Genomic DNA, 15197 nt, shown 5'->3' on the forward strand with positions numbered 1-15197 from the left:
GCGAGGTTATCGTGGCAGATTTAATTCATTTGATGAACGATCTTCTTTGGGGATCGATTCTGGTTTATCTACTTGTCGGCGTGGGTGTTTACTTCACATTGCGCCTGGGTTTCATTCAGTTTAGACACTTTGGTCACATGTTCTCCGTTTTGAAGAACAGCCGAAAGTCAGACGCAGCGGGTATCTCTTCTTTCCAAGCACTTTGTACCTCTCTGGCTGCGCGTGTTGGTACTGGTAACATGGCCGGTGTGGCGGTTGCACTGACGGCGGGTGGTCCTGGTGCCATTTTCTGGATGTGGCTCATTGCCATGCTAGGTATGGCAACATCGTTTGCCGAAAGTACCCTTGCACAGCTATACAAAACCCGTGATGCCGACGGCAACTACCGTGGTGGTCCGGCTTACTACATGGAAAAAGGTCTGGGCATGCGCTGGATGGGCGTGTTGTTCTCTATTTTCCTCATCATCGCGTTTGGTCTGGTGTTCAACGCGGTACAGGCAAACTCCATTGCAGGTGCCATGCAAACGGCATTTGGTGTTGAAGCTAAATTCGTCGGTATTGCGCTTGTCGTGATTTCAGCGTTCATCATTTTTGGTGGTCTGCGCAAGATTGCCCGCACTGCTGAGCTAATCGTTCCTGTTATGGCTCTGGCGTACCTTGTGTTGGCGTTATTTGTCATGCTGACTAACCTTGAAAAAATCCCAGCCGTGCTGTCTCTGATCTTCAAGAGCGCATTTGGCCTGCAAGAAGCGGCTGCTGGTGGTTTGGGTTACGCGATTGCACAGGCGATGATTCAAGGTATCAAGCGTGGTCTGTTCTCGAACGAAGCCGGTATGGGTTCTGCACCTAACGCAGCAGCGTCTGCTACGCCTTATCCGCCGCATCCAGCCTCTCAGGGGTACGTGCAAATGCTGGGTGTATTTACCGATACCATCGTTATCTGTTCTGCGACCGTCGCGATTATCCTAATGTCTGGTGAGTATGTACCTCACGGTGAAATTACTGGTATCGAGCTGACTCAGCGTGCATTGAGCAGCCAGGTAGGTGAATGGGGTGGCATCTTTGTTGCCGTAGCGATTTTCTTCTTCGCTTTTACATCCATCATCGCAAACTACTCTTACGCGGAAACCAACCTGATTTTCCTTGAGCATAATCGCAAGCAGGGCTTGATCCTATTCCGTCTGATTGTTCTGGGTATGGTGATGTTTGGTTCAATGGCAACACTTCCAACCGTTTGGGGCTTGGCAGATGTGTCCATGGGCTTAATGGCGATTGTGAACCTTGTAGCCATCCTGTTGCTGTCTGGCATCGTTGTGAAGCTGGCAAAGGACTACAACAAACAGTTGAAAGCAGGCAAAGTGCCTACCTTTGATGTAAAAGATTACCCAGAGCTGCAATCTCAGCTTGAAGATGGTATCTGGGACAACAAAGACAAAGCGACTAAATAATAGACATCGCTAATCGATACGATTGGAAAAGCCATGCTGACTTAGCATGGCTTTTTTTATATGCTTACTACATAAAAACAGCCAAACAGAGTAAAAGTCATGCTTATCGTTGTATCACCTGCAAAAACACTGGATTACGAATCACCGCTTGCGACAGAGCGCTTTACGCAACCAACACTGGTTGAGCACAGTGCTGAGCTTATCAAGGAATGTCGAAAGCTTACGCCTGCAGACATTTCAGGTTTGATGAAAGTGAGCGATAAAATTGCAGGGCTAAATGCAGCAAGGTTTGAAGAGTGGAGTGAAACCTTCACTACCGATAATGCGCGTCAGGCGATTCTGGCGTTCAAAGGCGATGTGTATACAGGGCTAGAGGCACAGTCTTTCTCCGAAGAAGAGCTTGATTATGCTCAGTCGCACCTGAGAATGCTATCCGGTCTTTACGGGTTGTTAAAGCCACTGGATCTGATGCAGCCTTACCGATTGGAAATGGGTACTAAGCTTGGAAACGAGCGCGGTACTAACCTTTACCAGTTCTGGGGCAATATCATCACTGATGAAGTTAACAAAGCACTTGAAGAGCAGGGTGATAACGTATTGGTTAACCTGGCATCTAATGAGTACTTTAAGGCTGTGAAAGCGAAAAACGTGGATGGCACTATCATCACGCCAATCTTTAAAGATTGTAAGAATGGTCAGTATAAGGTGATCAGTTTCTTCGCTAAGAAAGCGCGCGGCATGATGGCTCGCTACATCATTCAGAATAAAGTGGATTCAGTAGAAGCGTTAACCAAATTTGACACTGCTGGCTACTACTTTGACGAAGCAGAATCCACGGCAACAGAACTTGTCTTTAAGCGCGAAGAGCAAAACTGATTCAACTGGTTATTAGAAAGCCCCAACGGTGAAAACCGTTGGGGCTTTTTAGTATTGAATCCGAGTTCAGGTTACTGAGAAAGCAGCTGTCTGAGATATTGAAGGCGCGCCATACTCTGCTTGCAGCCTCCAAGACGGAACTTTTCCTGCCAGAGAATGGCATATTCCGACTCGATATCAGCCACCATTCTAACCAGCTTTCGTTTGAGCGAATTGGGGAAACTCTCCACTTCACGGCACTGATTTTGTGCGTATCCAATAGCGATTTCAGTGGCCAGTTTCATGGTTTTAAGCGTCCACAGTAATTCACTTTTCAGCGTACTTTCCCGTTCCCCGCCTAACTTGCTTTCCATTTCAGTCAACGACATGATGCTTTGCTGCATCTTCTCTGTGTCTTCGAGCAGTGCTCGGCGAATGTGGCGACGCGATTTCTGGTCGAACACAAATGGTCCATAAAAGGCGCAGTTGGGGGTAGTGACACCAGAGTCCAGATACGCATCTTGAACTTCTAATAAGGCATCTGTCAGGCTTTGATATTCTTTACCCCAGAAGGCGCCCAGTATTTTGCTCATTGGAATGTCCTGATGCTGGGCTTCTCCCCAGGCCATTGCTGCCCCGAACACGTATGCGGGCAATGAGAAAGAAAACTGTTGGGCGTGCCCCATGTCGCCCCATTCAGAAATTTGATACCCCTGACCGCCGTACTTCAACGCAGAAATAGCGGCGCGTCTCATGTGCACTTGCGCCGACTTCCAGCGCCCCGCTACAGAAGCAAACGTATTGGTTGAAACCACAACCTGAAAAGGGTAACCAAACTCAGCCAGTCTGGCGTGTTCTTCGTCGTATGGATGGTCTTCTTCGTATCCCCAGTTGAGCAGTTCCAGCTCTTTAGGAAGGTGAGGCAGGATTTCTGGATAGCGGAACAACATGTCACTGAAGATTTGACAATACATTCCGCGCTGGCGCGCCAGGTCCAACACTTTATTGAGGTAGTTGAGGTATACCTGACCCTGCCCGAGAGATTCACACTCCGCCTTGCTGCCATCTACACCTAAATCCATGGTTTCATCAAAATTGATGTTTAATGTTTTACTGGAAAAGTTGGGTAGCAGTTCATCCAGCAGGTCAGCAATAAAGCCAGGTACATCTGGCGACACAGGGTTTAAGCCAAATGATTCTGGGCGAAAGTCCCCTCGTTGATCATAGAAACCAGACGTCTGTTCAGCTAAGTAGGTGTATTCCGGATGACATAGCCACTTTTCCATATGTCCAAAAGTCGCCTGATTAGGAATAAGCTCGATGCCTTTGGTTTTACAGTAATAATCCAGAGCCCGAATTTGTTGCGGAGTCAGTGGATCGTAGTCCTGCCAGACCGTGTGATGCTGTTGGTAAGCAAAAGTGTGCTCGGTATAAAACTGTAACTGGTTGATCCGCAGAGAAGACCAGAAGTCGATCAATTCAAACAGCGTGTCCATGGTCGGGATCTTGTCACGGCTCACGTCCAGAATAATGCCGCGTTGCGGAAAATCCGGCTGATCGAACAAAGTCAGAAATGGCAATGAAGAGGCGCACTGATCCACAAGCTGATTGATCAAGTGATGGGCATACAAGATCCCAGATTCATCTTTGTATTGGATCAGAACCAGTTGTCTGGTGATCTGAATACCAAATGCCTGATCACTGAAGTCACTGCACATCTGATATTCCACCATGGGTGATGAAATTCGCTCCCCCATGACTTTTGGGATCATGCCCTTTGAAAGACCAGGAATAAACAGCTCGCCCTGTTCAAAGGTGAGAGATTTAGGAGCGGGAAACAAAGATGGGCATTTATCTGCCATACAGACCTCGATTAAATACGGCTAGGGGAGGGCAAGACGCTAAACAGTGCAATGTCTTTAGTGATGAGTTTTTGCCAGGCCATTGCTGCGGCACCGGCTGAAACAGCCTGTGTTCCAAGCGTTGAGAAACTGATGTTAGGGTTCCAGGTTTTTGGTCCATCAGTTTTAGAAAGCTTTTGATCAATGTACGAAACCAGATTCGCACCATAACGCTGCGCTTCACCACCAATGATTAGGTGATGAATGTTCATAAGACGCCCCAAAAGCACTAACGAAGAAGCGAACTCCTGAAGAATTAAGGTCAGGTCGGCAGACTCTTTGCCATTCACTAGCTCACTTTTGTACTGACCAGCAGAAAAGTCGTCACCATAAAACAAGTCGTTGTTCAGGACGAACCCCAAACCGATCCCCAAATGTTCCGAGTCAGTGTTCCTATGGTGTGAAGTAAACAGCACGTACAGGAAATTGTCCGTCGGTTCGCGTCGGGTCTGCATCATTTCACCCCACGCCGCGCAGTTGGCATCGTTGTCGATGAAAATCGGGTACGCGAAAATCTGGCTCAATTGATCAACCAGAGCCAGAGGCTTATCAATTTCCAGAGCGTTCGACAGCGACACCTGACCGCTTTCAGGGTCAACAAGACCAGGAAGCCCGATACCGATAGCTAAAATGTTGTCGAACTTGGCTTCAATTTCTTTCAGAACAGGAGTCAAAACGTGTGCAATTTCTGAAATCACCCCACGGGTTGGCTGAAATGGAATGATAGTACGGTATACGATCAGGCACTCCACATTCACAACTGACACATTGATCACGCTGTCGGTCAGTTCGATTCCAACCAGTACTCCAATGTCACTGTTAAGTGAAAGAGACACTTTTGGACGACCGCCTTTGCTATTGGCGGGTTTAGCCGTGACTTCTGAAATCAGATCTTTCTCAGTAAGCAGACTCACAATTTTGGTGATCGTCGATTTATCCAAACCCAGCTGTTCGGCAACCTCTACCCGCGATATGCGGTTATGACGCCAGATACAATCGAGCACTCTGGATAAGTTAACAATCTTGCTGTTTTGGCTAGGCTTCATAGTTAAGTTGATGATGGAAACTAAATGATTATGTTCTTTATAGCGACTTCAATTTGAGGAATCAAGAATAAAAAGTAAACGAATTTCTTTGATTGAGTGAAGTATGATCCGTACGACCTTTCTTATTTTTCGTTGATAATTTTGTTAACTAAATGTGATCACGATCGTTGTATAGCACAAAAAATCGCCTAGATTATATAGTTAGTTTCCTGTGTAAACTAACTAGAGGATAAAACGATGAAGTTTAAGAAAGGAGTAAAAGCGCTGGTTGCACTTACGGCATTTACAGTGGCTTTACCCATCTCTGCTATTGCAGAAGAAACCCTAACCATATGGACATGGCGCAAACAGGAGCGTCCTCTATGGGAAGCAGTCTCAAAGAACATGAAAGATGTTGATATTAAAGTCGAGGTCTTTAAAGGTGTGGATTACAACTCTCGTTTACGCCTTGGTTTACAAAGTGACGGTGGACCTGATCTGTTTCAGGGACGTCCGGGTGCTTCTTTTATTGATCAATACGCGAAAGCGGGTGTGATCAAACCTGTTGGCAGCGATGTGGATCTCTCAGGTATTTCTCCGGCAACGCTTGGGGCTGCAACGGGATCCGACGGAAAGGTCTACGGTGTACCTTTTGCTGTTCAAACCGTTCAGATCATCTACAACAAGGACATTTTCGACAAGCACAACCTGACAGAACCGAAGTCTCTGGAAGAGTTTGAGCAGGTCATGAAAACGCTGAAAGCGGCAGGTGTTACCCCTCTTGAAGTACCGGGACGCGCTGGCTGGGCACTTGCCATGATGAGTGCGGGTCTAGAAGCAGGCTTATCAGGCGATGAGATGGCGAAAGTGGCCACGCGTGACGAGCCGTTTACTGCCAGCGGTTACCAAAAAGTTGTGGACACATTTGCAACCTGGAAACCATACATCAACCCGTCAGCGGCAGCTCAGGATTATAACGGTATGCGTGCAAACGTGGCACTTGGCGATTCAGCGATGATTATTGATGGCTTATGGTCGACGTCGCCATTATCCACCATTGCTCAGACTAATCCGGATGCGAATTTGGGTCTAATGCCAGTCCCTGGTGCAGGTGGCAAGGTCTATGCTTTTGCTGATGGTGCGTATTTGGTGAATGCCAACAGTGAGAAAAAAGCCGCAGCAGACAAACTGCTGGCGTATACCGCAACCAAAGAGTTTGCGCAGCTTTTTGCTGACCACGTGGGCGAGTTATCAACCTACGCAAGCGGCATTAAATACGAAGGTGCTCATCAGGCTGAAGCGGCGACGTTTGTGTCTAACCAAGCTCAGGCACACCTGACCTGGAAAGGTCCATTCAATGTTCAGTATGAGGAAGTTGTAGGTCCTGCTTTCCAGAAGTTCTTAGCAGGCAAAGTCGACAGCAAAGGTCTGTCGAGTGAAATTGAAAAAGGCTTTAAAGCTAAAAATCTGTAAAAGCCAACATCTGTAAAAACAGAAGAAAGACGGCGACCTGATAACCAGGTCGCCTACATACCGCTGGAGTCAGTATGACCGAGTTTTCCCGCCCCAAAGGATTGAGTTTCAAGCAGAAAGAAAAGATTCAGTACATGTTGCTGCTGATTCCCGGTTGCTTGTTGTATGGGGTTTTTAATCTTTTGCCCTTATTCGGCACTCTTGTGCTTTCATTTTTTGACTGGCCAGGCATAGGTCCTGCCACCTTCGTTGGATTCGACAATTTCACTAAGTTGCTGACAGATGATTACATGAGCACGCAACTGTGGAATTCGTTTTACCAGACCGTACTTTTTTTCGCGATTTGTATCTCTGTCTTCCTCATTTTAGGCACAACCTTCGCCTTGCTGCTGAGCTGGAATACTGCAGGTAAAGCCGGGTACAAGTTGCTGTTCTTTATGCCTTACCCTCTGGCCGCCGTAGCGGTTGCGTTCTTAGGGCAGCTTATTGTTGATGTTCGTGGTCCGCTGAATCAGCTTCTTCTGAACTGGGATGTCATTACCGCGCCTCTGATGTTCTTAGGGGATGAAAGTTCGGCATTGCCAACCATTGCCATGTTTCAGTCATGGCAAAAACTGGGCTTTTCTATCATGTTGATTTTGTCTGCCATTCTTGGCGTTCGCTCCGACTTGCTAGAAGCGGCAGTACTGGATGGCGCAAACCGCTGGCAGTGCATTAAGCACGTGGTATTTCCGGTACTCACACCAGCATTTGTTCTGATTACCATTTTGACGATGGTGGACGTGTTTAATAATGCGGAATACGTGTTGATTCTTATGGGACCGGATGCAGGACCTTATTACTCTACCGACATTATGGGGACGTTCCAGTACCGAACTGCCTTTGGAACCAGTGGTGGTTCAGGAACCGCAGACCTTGGTATGGCAGCCGCAATAGGTATGGTGATATCTGTTCTGATTTTACCTGCGTCGATTTACTTGGCACTGCGCAACATGCGTAATCGATAGGGGGAAGACATGGAACGTATATTCAAACTTAAACCCCTTGAGCAGGTCGTTGTACAGTTTCTACTGCTGATATGGGCATTGATTGTCGCCCTGCCGTTTGGTTTGGCCTTCATTAACTCGGTGAAAGGCAATCTGGGGCAGGTGATTCGCTCGCCATTTGGTATGCCGCAAGAATGGCATTTCGAGAACTATCTCAGTGCATGGGAACAAGCGAATTTCAGCAGCTATTTCTTAAACTCTCTGATCATCAGCTTAGGTACGGTAGTGCTGGCGGTGGCGTTCAGTACCATGGTGGCCTTTGTTCTGGCTCGGGTTCAGTTCAGAGGCAACAAGCTGATTTTCATCTTGTTTATGCTGGGAGTGATTGTCCCGCTTCGTCTGGCAATGGCACCTCTGTTTGTGGTGGTGCAAAGCTTAGATTTGCTCAACTCTTTGCTGGGTATCATTCTGGTTCAGGCAGCGAGCATGATGCCGGTGGCGGTATTTATTCTCAGTACCTTCTTTAAGAACTTGTCACCAGAAATAGAACAGGCAGCACGGGTGGATGGTGCTCTGCCATTCCAGATTTACTGGCGCATTGTGCTGCCACTGGTGAAGCCTGCAATCGCAACGGTGGCGCTGCTTTCCTTTGTGAGTGCCTGGAACGAATACATCTTCCCACTCTTATTCTTGCAAGACAGAGATCTCTACCCACTGACATTGGGTTTGCAGGAGTTCCAGAACGAATTTGCCATCCAGTGGCACATGATGTTCGCAGGACTAATCATCATGATGGCACCAACATTGATCGCATTCTTGCTGGCATCCAAAGCCTTTATTCAAGGTTTGACTCAAGGTGGAATTAAGGAATAACCATGGCTCAAGTAGTACTCAAAAACATCAAAAAATCGTATGGAAAAGTGGATGTTCTTAAAGGCATCGACCTTGAAATCAATGATAAAGAATTTGTCACCTTTGTCGGACCGTCTGGCTGTGGTAAATCCACTTTACTGAGAATGATTTCCGGGCTGGAAGAACCGACATCGGGCGAGATTTTCATTGACGGACGAGACGTGACCGATGAAGCGCCTGCCGATCGCGAGATTGCCATGGTGTTCCAGTCTTATGCGTTGTACCCACAAATGACAGTGCGTGAAAACATGTCGTTTGCCCTGTCTATCGACAAGCAGCCCAAAGAAGAGATCAAACAAAAAGTCGATCATGCTGGTAAGTTGCTGAAACTGGACCAGCTCTTTGACCGCTTACCCAAAGAGCTGTCGGGCGGGCAGCGCCAGCGCGTGGCGATTGGTCGTGCAATTGTGCGTAACCCTAAACTGTTTCTGTTTGATGAGCCTTTGTCTAACCTCGATGCTGAGCTTAGGGTCGATATGCGAATCCAGATCGCCGAGCTGCACCGCACCTTAGCAACCAGTATGGTGTATGTCACACACGATCAGGTTGAAGCTATGACACTGGCAGACAAAATTGTGGTGCTCAGAGATGGTTGTGTTGAGCAGGTGGGACCGCCGCTGGAGCTGTATTACCACCCACAGAATCAGTTTGTCGCAGGCTTTATCGGTTCGCCGAAAATGAACTTCATTCCAGTGACCGTGCTAGAGGCAAGCGTAACGCAAACCACTGTCAGCATTGCTGATCACTACACATTGACCTTGCCAAGAAATGGCGAACATCTGTCTGCGGGTGATCGCATCACGCTGGGCATTCGCCCCGAGCACTTAACCGTTCGTGACGACGTGGAAGAAGGACGTTGCATTGTGCCTATGACCATCAATGTTGCGGAGTATCTCGGTGCAGTGTCTTACGTGCATTGCTATTCGGGTGACATTGAAAAGCTCAGCCTAATGCTGGATGGAGAAGAGGCGGTGTCCTTGAAGCTGGATAATGGTCAGATTCTGCATGTGGAACTCAGAGAGCAGTATTGCCATTTGTTCGACATCGACCAGCAGGCGCTACCATTGGCGAAGTAAGAACATCATTTCAGATTGAAGTCATAATAAAGCCGCCATATCAGGCGGCTTTTCTTATATCACTTTTCGGTAACAGTATTTACTGGCTAAGAATCGCTTTCATACGCTCAATGACTTCTGGCGAATTCACCACTGGCGAACGCAGCATCAATAGTGCGAAGTTGTCTGCCAGAATTTCTTCCGGGTGAATAATGTAGTTGGTGTTAGTACCCACTTGCTCAAAGAAACCGGTTAGTTCGGCACGACCGACGATAACAGGCTCGTCATCATCGTAGGTCCACTCGCCATGTTGGTCTGCGACAACTAAGAATTTGAATTGCAGGTAGTTAAAGAATTCACCACCTTTTTTCAGATCGTACTTCTCAGATACTGAGTACAGGATAGGCATTGCCCAGACCTGCTCGTTGTTCAAGCCAACTTTAATGGCGTAGTCGTTGACTGGCGCATCAGGGTTGGTGATTTTTCTGTCTTCCAGATCATCTGGGAATTCAATTTCCCCCACATGTTGGAAGCCAATGCTGTTATACAGTTCATCTTTCTTAACTGGGTTCAGGCGAGAGTAAATATGGAAAATTTCATGCGCCATAATTCGCTTTAGCTCGATACCCAGTTCCAGCTTGTCTCTTTGAAGTATGATGGCTTTGCCTCGCGTGTAAGCGGCAGTACCTTCTTCCTTACCCGTCGTCAGAATCATTTTGATTTCCTTAGGCAGGTCGAGCGGATACTTTGCTAACTCTTTTTGCAAGTTCTCATACACTTGAGTGACTTTGGTTTTGTCCTCCGCGGTCCAGTCCAACGTGTTGGAACGAACAAAACGGCGAAATTCCGGCTTGATAACGTGATCTTCCGTTTTCATTCGCGCTTCCATATCGAACTGACTCAGACGACGCATAAAGGCGTCATTTTTTCCAAGTTCTTTGGCGGACTGTTTGGCGTTGAGAAACGTTAATTCAGGAGTGGCGAGGCTGGAAAAGCTGACGCTAACCAGAGCTGCAACCAACAGGGCTTTCATTGTTTTCAAAATTACCTCCAACTGCTTTTGAACAAATGAAAGTATTCTGAGGAGGTAAGGTCAACTTGACAGCCTTTTATTGGAAGCGGGGATCAGAAATGCGATCAATATTAAATTGAATGCATATAGAGCTGCATTATCGCAGCCCTATAGTGAAAGGAGGTGTGGTTTTACTGTAGGTAGGAAGACTGATTTGCTTTATCGACTTCGCTTAAGAACAGGTTCAGCAGTTCTTCCCCTTTTTTACCGTGTGTTTCTTTGATGTAAGCTTTGATCGTTGGCTGAGTTACGTCGCGCATTTGTTGGCGTTGTGCATCGGTCAATGAGTTCACTTTCATTTTCTTCTTCAACCCTTCCAATCCACGGTCTTCAGACGCTTCAATCAGGCGAGATAAACCACGGTTGGCACTCAGAGCAATTTGCACCGCATCACGGACAATTTTTTGCTCGTTGGCTGACAAACCATCAAAGAAATCACGGTTGATCATAAAGGTATACGGGGCAAACAGGTGATTGGTCAGAGTCAGGTACTTCTGCACTTCGTTGAACTTGGCAAATGAAACGGTTGGAATTGGGTTCATTTGCCCGTCAATTACGCCTGTTTGCAAGGAAGAATACACTTCGCCCCAAGCCAGCGGGTAAGCTTGAGCCCCCAGAGACTGAATGATCTTCTGGTGTGTTGGCAACGTCATGGTACGGATGCGCAGCCCTTTGAAGTCGTCCAGAGATTCCAGCGCACGTTTTGAGTTAGTCACCGAGAAGAAGCCTCCTGTATCAGGGAAACCCAGCACGCGGACGTCTTTCATTTCAGATTCAATATCACTGGCTAATGCCTTACCAAATGCCCCGTCCAGTACATCGTAAGTCGCGGCATTGTTATTGAACGCAAATGGTACGTCTAAGATACCAATACGAGGGTAATAACCGGCCAACGCCCCAACGGAAGACAAAGTGCCCTGTAGCTGACCATCCTTAACCATCTGAATATGCTCTTTGGCACTACCAAGTTGGTTACTCGGAAAGACCTGCACTTTGATTTCGCCATTAGAAGTGGTCTCAACAATGTTTTTAAACACACCAGTAAAGGCGTGCGCCGGATTTTCCATAATATCGGCTTTGTTGTCATGACCAATGCGCAGTACTTTCGCTGCCATAGAATAGGGGGCAGCCAGTAGGGAGGTGGCAAGGGTTACCGCCAGCAGCGATTTGGTTAAATGCTTCATCATTACTCCTTTAATGTTTTGGTTAGTACCCAAGCAGTCTTGGTATGAACAGGACTAAGTCGGGGAAGTACGCGATAGTGAACAGCAAAAGCAGCTGTCCGAATAAAAAGGGCATCAGCTCCTTGGATATACCTTCTATCCGAGCGCCCGTGACCGAAGACAAGACGAACAGGCAAGCGCCTATTGGTGGCGTCATCAGAGAAATATTGAGTGCCAGCACAAACACAATGCCTGCATGCAGAGGATGCATACCGATTTCTGCCGTCAGTGGCACAAGGATGGGGGCAAGAATGATCAACATGACGTTGATGTCCATGAGCATGCCGACCACCAGAAGCAAACTGATGATCAAAAACAGAATCACATTTGGGTTATCGGATAGCGAGATAAAGATATCGGCGATCATTTGTGGAATCTGGTTGAAGCTGAGCCACCAACCCAGAATCGATGCAGACCCGATTATCAGATAAATTACCGCGGAAATCTGAGCCGTGCGCACCACCATCTGAAACAGGGCCGGAAAGGTGAGGTTGCGATAGATAAGAAATCCGATGATCAGTGCGTATGCTACGGCAATGGATGCGGCTTCCGTTGGGGTTACAATACCAAACACAATGCCACCCAAAATAATAAGAGGCATCAACAGAGCCAGTGCAGAATGTCGGAAATGCTTTAACACTTCGGTCAGTGAAGACTTCTCGCTCATCTTTGGCAGGTTTTTACGCTTGCCCATGGCGGCGATAATCGCCATACAGACAAGACACACCAGTAGTCCGGGTAGTATGCCTGTCGCAAACAGACCACCAATGGATACACCCATTAAGGAACCGTAGACCACCATCAACCCTGAAGGTGGAATAGTGGGACCAATGATGGAGCCAGCGGCGGTCACGGCACAGGCGTACGAACGGCTGTAGCCTTGTTTTTCCATGGCAGGAACCAGTGTTCTTCCAAATGCTGCGGCGTCAGCTGTCGCGCTGCCTGTAATCCCTGAAAAGAAAACGGATGCCACCATATTGGAGTGCGCCAAGCCTCCTCGAAAATGCCCCACCAACGCTTCCGCGAGATAAACCAAGCGATTAGTGATGCCCGTATGGTTCATGATTTCACCCGCGAGAATGAAAAATGGCATCGCAAGGAATGGGAAAATGTTTAAGCCGTTGAAAACTTTACTCGGAGCCAGAGACGCAAAGTGTGCTCCCCCCATTTCGAACATACCTGTTAGCCCAGCAACACCGAGCGCTATGGCAATAGGAGCACCTAGCAGCATCAATATCAGGAATAGACCACCGACTAGCATGGCGTCTCCTCCTGTGAAGCTATTTTATTGGCTGGGGGAGTGAGCCCGGCGCAATCCTCAATCCAGACCAATAAAGCCTGAAAACCCGAAAGCGCAAAAGTCACCGGAACGGCTGCATAGGCATAGGACATAGGCAGAGCGAAAACCGTTGAAAGCTGATTTGCACCTTTCATGGCGAAGAAGTACCCAAGGTAGGCAATATAGAAAAAGAACAGGCAGGTGAGTAAGCCGAGTGTTCGCTTTATCAGAGTCTGTATAGGCTGGGGAAATCGTCGAACAACAAACTCCAGCCCCATATGCTCTCGTCCAGCGGTGCAGCAGGGAACGGCCATTAAGATCGCCCAGATCATGATATAGCGGGCGAGTTCTTCAACCCACACCAGTTGCCACTGAAATACATAGCGATCTAGAACACCGATCCACACGTCCAGAATCAGCATAATCATCAAGATCCCGACAATAAACTGGTTAACTCGATTGAGAGATTGTTTTATATGAGGTACGACAGAAAACGACATGGCGACGGTGGCTCCTTCCAGTCAGCAATGATTTTATTGATAGAGTTGTGCTTTGCTTGGAAGATAATTTAGTCACTATGATTGTTTATAACTGATAAAACGATCACAAATATGTTAGTTTCTAACATTGAATGTAGTTTCTTTGTAACTGATTGAAAAATAAAATGTTGTCAGTCTGTATTGTTTTGATAAAACAAAAACTATCACGATCTAATTGATTGTTTTGTGGTCGTAATTTGTTCGTTTTTTCCTCTTGTTGCAAAAAAGTAACAACACACACATTTTGTGTTGTTATTTGAAATGGATCACGATTAGAGACCAGATGAAGTAGGTGTCGTTCTTTGAATTATTTTATCTAATTATTTAATTAATAAAGATAAAATTGATATTTTGTAATGAGGTTAGTCGTTGCCTTGAACGGATACTAAGCCTTGGGGATAAGCGTATTTTGTATCGCAATCTACCGACTTGAGAGGTTAGGGGTATAGATAGTGTGGTAATTATGTTAGAAAGTATCTAACCAAATAAAAACTTCATACTGAGAGCAATCCGTGTCTGTCGATATCGATATTCTTTCCAAAATCAGTGAGCGATATACCAGCCTCCGCGAAGCAGAAAAAAAGTGGCGAATTTCATTGCTGATGATCTGGCATCTGCTGCTAACGCCAGTATTACCGAGATGGCGCAACAGGCGAGTGTCAGTGAGGCGACCATCACCCGTTTTGCAAAAGCCGTCGGGTGTATCAATGTTCGTGATCTCAAGATCAAACTGGCACAGTCGCTGGCGGTGGGGCAGCGTTTCATTGATGAACCAATAGATCAAACCGGGATGCAGGGGATTTACGAATCCATCAAGCATTCTATGGATCTCAACCGAAAAGTCATTGATGAAGCTGACGTGAAACAGGCTGCGGAATGGATCCACAATGCTCGCCAGACTCTGGCGGTTGGAATGGGGGGGGGGTCCACTATGATATCGCAGGAATTTCAGCATCGCTTATTCCGTTTAGGCTATCCGGTTGCCGCTTATAATGACGGCTTGCTTTCACGCATGGTTGCGGCAACCGCAGACAGCAATGATGTACTGGTGGTGATGTCGGTCACCGGATATACACCAACGATTCTTGAAGTCGCAGAAACAGCAAAGCAGTATGGTCTGAAAGTGATCGCCATTACCAGTCAGGGCAGCCCGCTTTCAGAAGTGTGCGATTTGACGTTGCCCATTGTCATTCAGGAAACGGATTTTATCTATAAACCTTCAGCGTCACGATACGCAATGCTGGCGCTGGTGGATGTGATTTCAATGGAACTGGCTGTTAGCCATAAACGACGATCTCGTGATCGGTTACGCCGACTGAAAGTGGCGCTTGATTCACACCGTGGTGGTGGAGACAGGCAGCCTCTTGGTGACTAGGTCTACAGATAAAGCAAAGGCAGCGAAATCGCTGCCTTTTATATTTAATATTAA

At 47.1% G+C, this 15197-nt stretch carries 12 protein-coding genes and 1 pseudogene; 7 read left to right on the plus strand and 6 right to left on the minus strand.

The window, feature by feature from the left end:
• Positions 1-11: 11 nt before the first annotated feature.
• Positions 12-1448, plus strand: a complete 1437-nt coding sequence (locus RH89_RS00605; RefSeq protein WP_004397854.1) for an alanine/glycine:cation symporter family protein — start codon at positions 12-14, stop codon at positions 1446-1448.
• Positions 1449-1547: 99 nt separating this feature from the next.
• Positions 1548-2324, plus strand: coding sequence for a peroxide stress protein YaaA (gene yaaA, locus RH89_RS00610; protein ID WP_004397855.1), 777 nt, complete (start codon positions 1548-1550; stop codon positions 2322-2324).
• A gap of 71 nt (positions 2325-2395) precedes the next feature.
• On the opposite strand, the gene RH89_RS00615 is transcribed toward yaaA, so the two are convergent.
• Positions 2396-4165: a family 20 glycosylhydrolase gene (locus RH89_RS00615; RefSeq protein ID WP_004397856.1), complete on the minus strand. Its 1770-nt coding sequence runs from the start codon at positions 4163-4165 to the stop codon at positions 2396-2398.
• An 11-nt stretch (positions 4166-4176) separates the two neighbouring features.
• Positions 4177-5250, minus strand: a complete 1074-nt coding sequence (locus RH89_RS00620; RefSeq protein ID WP_004397857.1) for an ROK family transcriptional regulator — start codon at positions 5248-5250, stop codon at positions 4177-4179.
• A gap of 237 nt (positions 5251-5487) precedes the next feature.
• Here RH89_RS00620 and RH89_RS00625 point away from each other — a divergent pair, with 237 nt between their 5' ends.
• From RH89_RS00625 to RH89_RS00640, 4 genes are all read left to right on the plus strand, one after another.
• Positions 5488-6702 (plus strand): ABC transporter substrate-binding protein, encoded by a 1215-nt coding sequence (locus RH89_RS00625; protein WP_004397858.1) that lies wholly within the window; start codon positions 5488-5490, stop codon positions 6700-6702.
• Between the two features lie 74 nt (positions 6703-6776).
• Complete coding sequence (locus RH89_RS00630) at positions 6777-7709, plus strand: carbohydrate ABC transporter permease (RefSeq protein ID WP_004397859.1); 933 nt, start codon at positions 6777-6779, stop codon at positions 7707-7709.
• A gap of 9 nt (positions 7710-7718) precedes the next feature.
• The gene (locus tag RH89_RS00635) at positions 7719-8561 is read left to right on the plus strand and encodes a carbohydrate ABC transporter permease (protein WP_004397860.1); all 843 of its coding nucleotides are present in this window, start codon (positions 7719-7721) and stop codon (positions 8559-8561) included.
• Positions 8562-8563: 2 nt separating this feature from the next.
• A complete protein-coding gene (locus RH89_RS00640; RefSeq protein ID WP_004397861.1) occupies positions 8564-9676 on the plus strand; it encodes an ABC transporter ATP-binding protein in 1113 nt (370 codons plus the stop codon).
• 79 nt (positions 9677-9755) lie between these two features.
• On the opposite strand, the gene RH89_RS00645 is transcribed toward RH89_RS00640, so the two are convergent.
• From RH89_RS00645 to RH89_RS00660, 4 genes are all read right to left on the minus strand, one after another.
• The gene (locus RH89_RS00645) at positions 9756-10688 is read right to left on the minus strand and encodes an early set domain-containing protein (protein WP_004397862.1); all 933 of its coding nucleotides are present in this window, start codon (positions 10686-10688) and stop codon (positions 9756-9758) included.
• Positions 10689-10858: 170 nt separating this feature from the next.
• Positions 10859-11911, minus strand: a complete 1053-nt coding sequence (locus RH89_RS00650) for a TRAP transporter substrate-binding protein (RefSeq protein ID WP_004397863.1) — start codon at positions 11909-11911, stop codon at positions 10859-10861.
• Between the two features lie 22 nt (positions 11912-11933).
• Complete coding sequence (locus RH89_RS00655; protein ID WP_004397864.1) at positions 11934-13211, minus strand: TRAP transporter large permease; 1278 nt, start codon at positions 13209-13211, stop codon at positions 11934-11936.
• Complete coding sequence (locus RH89_RS00660) at positions 13205-13729, minus strand: TRAP transporter small permease (RefSeq protein ID WP_004397865.1); 525 nt, start codon at positions 13727-13729, stop codon at positions 13205-13207. The genes RH89_RS00655 and RH89_RS00660 overlap by 7 nt, the downstream gene beginning before the upstream one ends.
• Positions 13730-14280: 551 nt before the next feature.
• Here RH89_RS00660 and RH89_RS00665 point away from each other — a divergent pair.
• Positions 14281-15143: pseudogene (locus tag RH89_RS00665) on the plus strand (MurR/RpiR family transcriptional regulator).
• The last annotated feature ends 54 nt before the right edge of the window (positions 15144-15197 follow it).

Source organism: Vibrio nigripulchritudo ATCC 27043 (genome assembly GCF_000222685.1).
GTDB lineage: Bacteria > Pseudomonadota > Gammaproteobacteria > Enterobacterales > Vibrionaceae > Vibrio > Vibrio nigripulchritudo.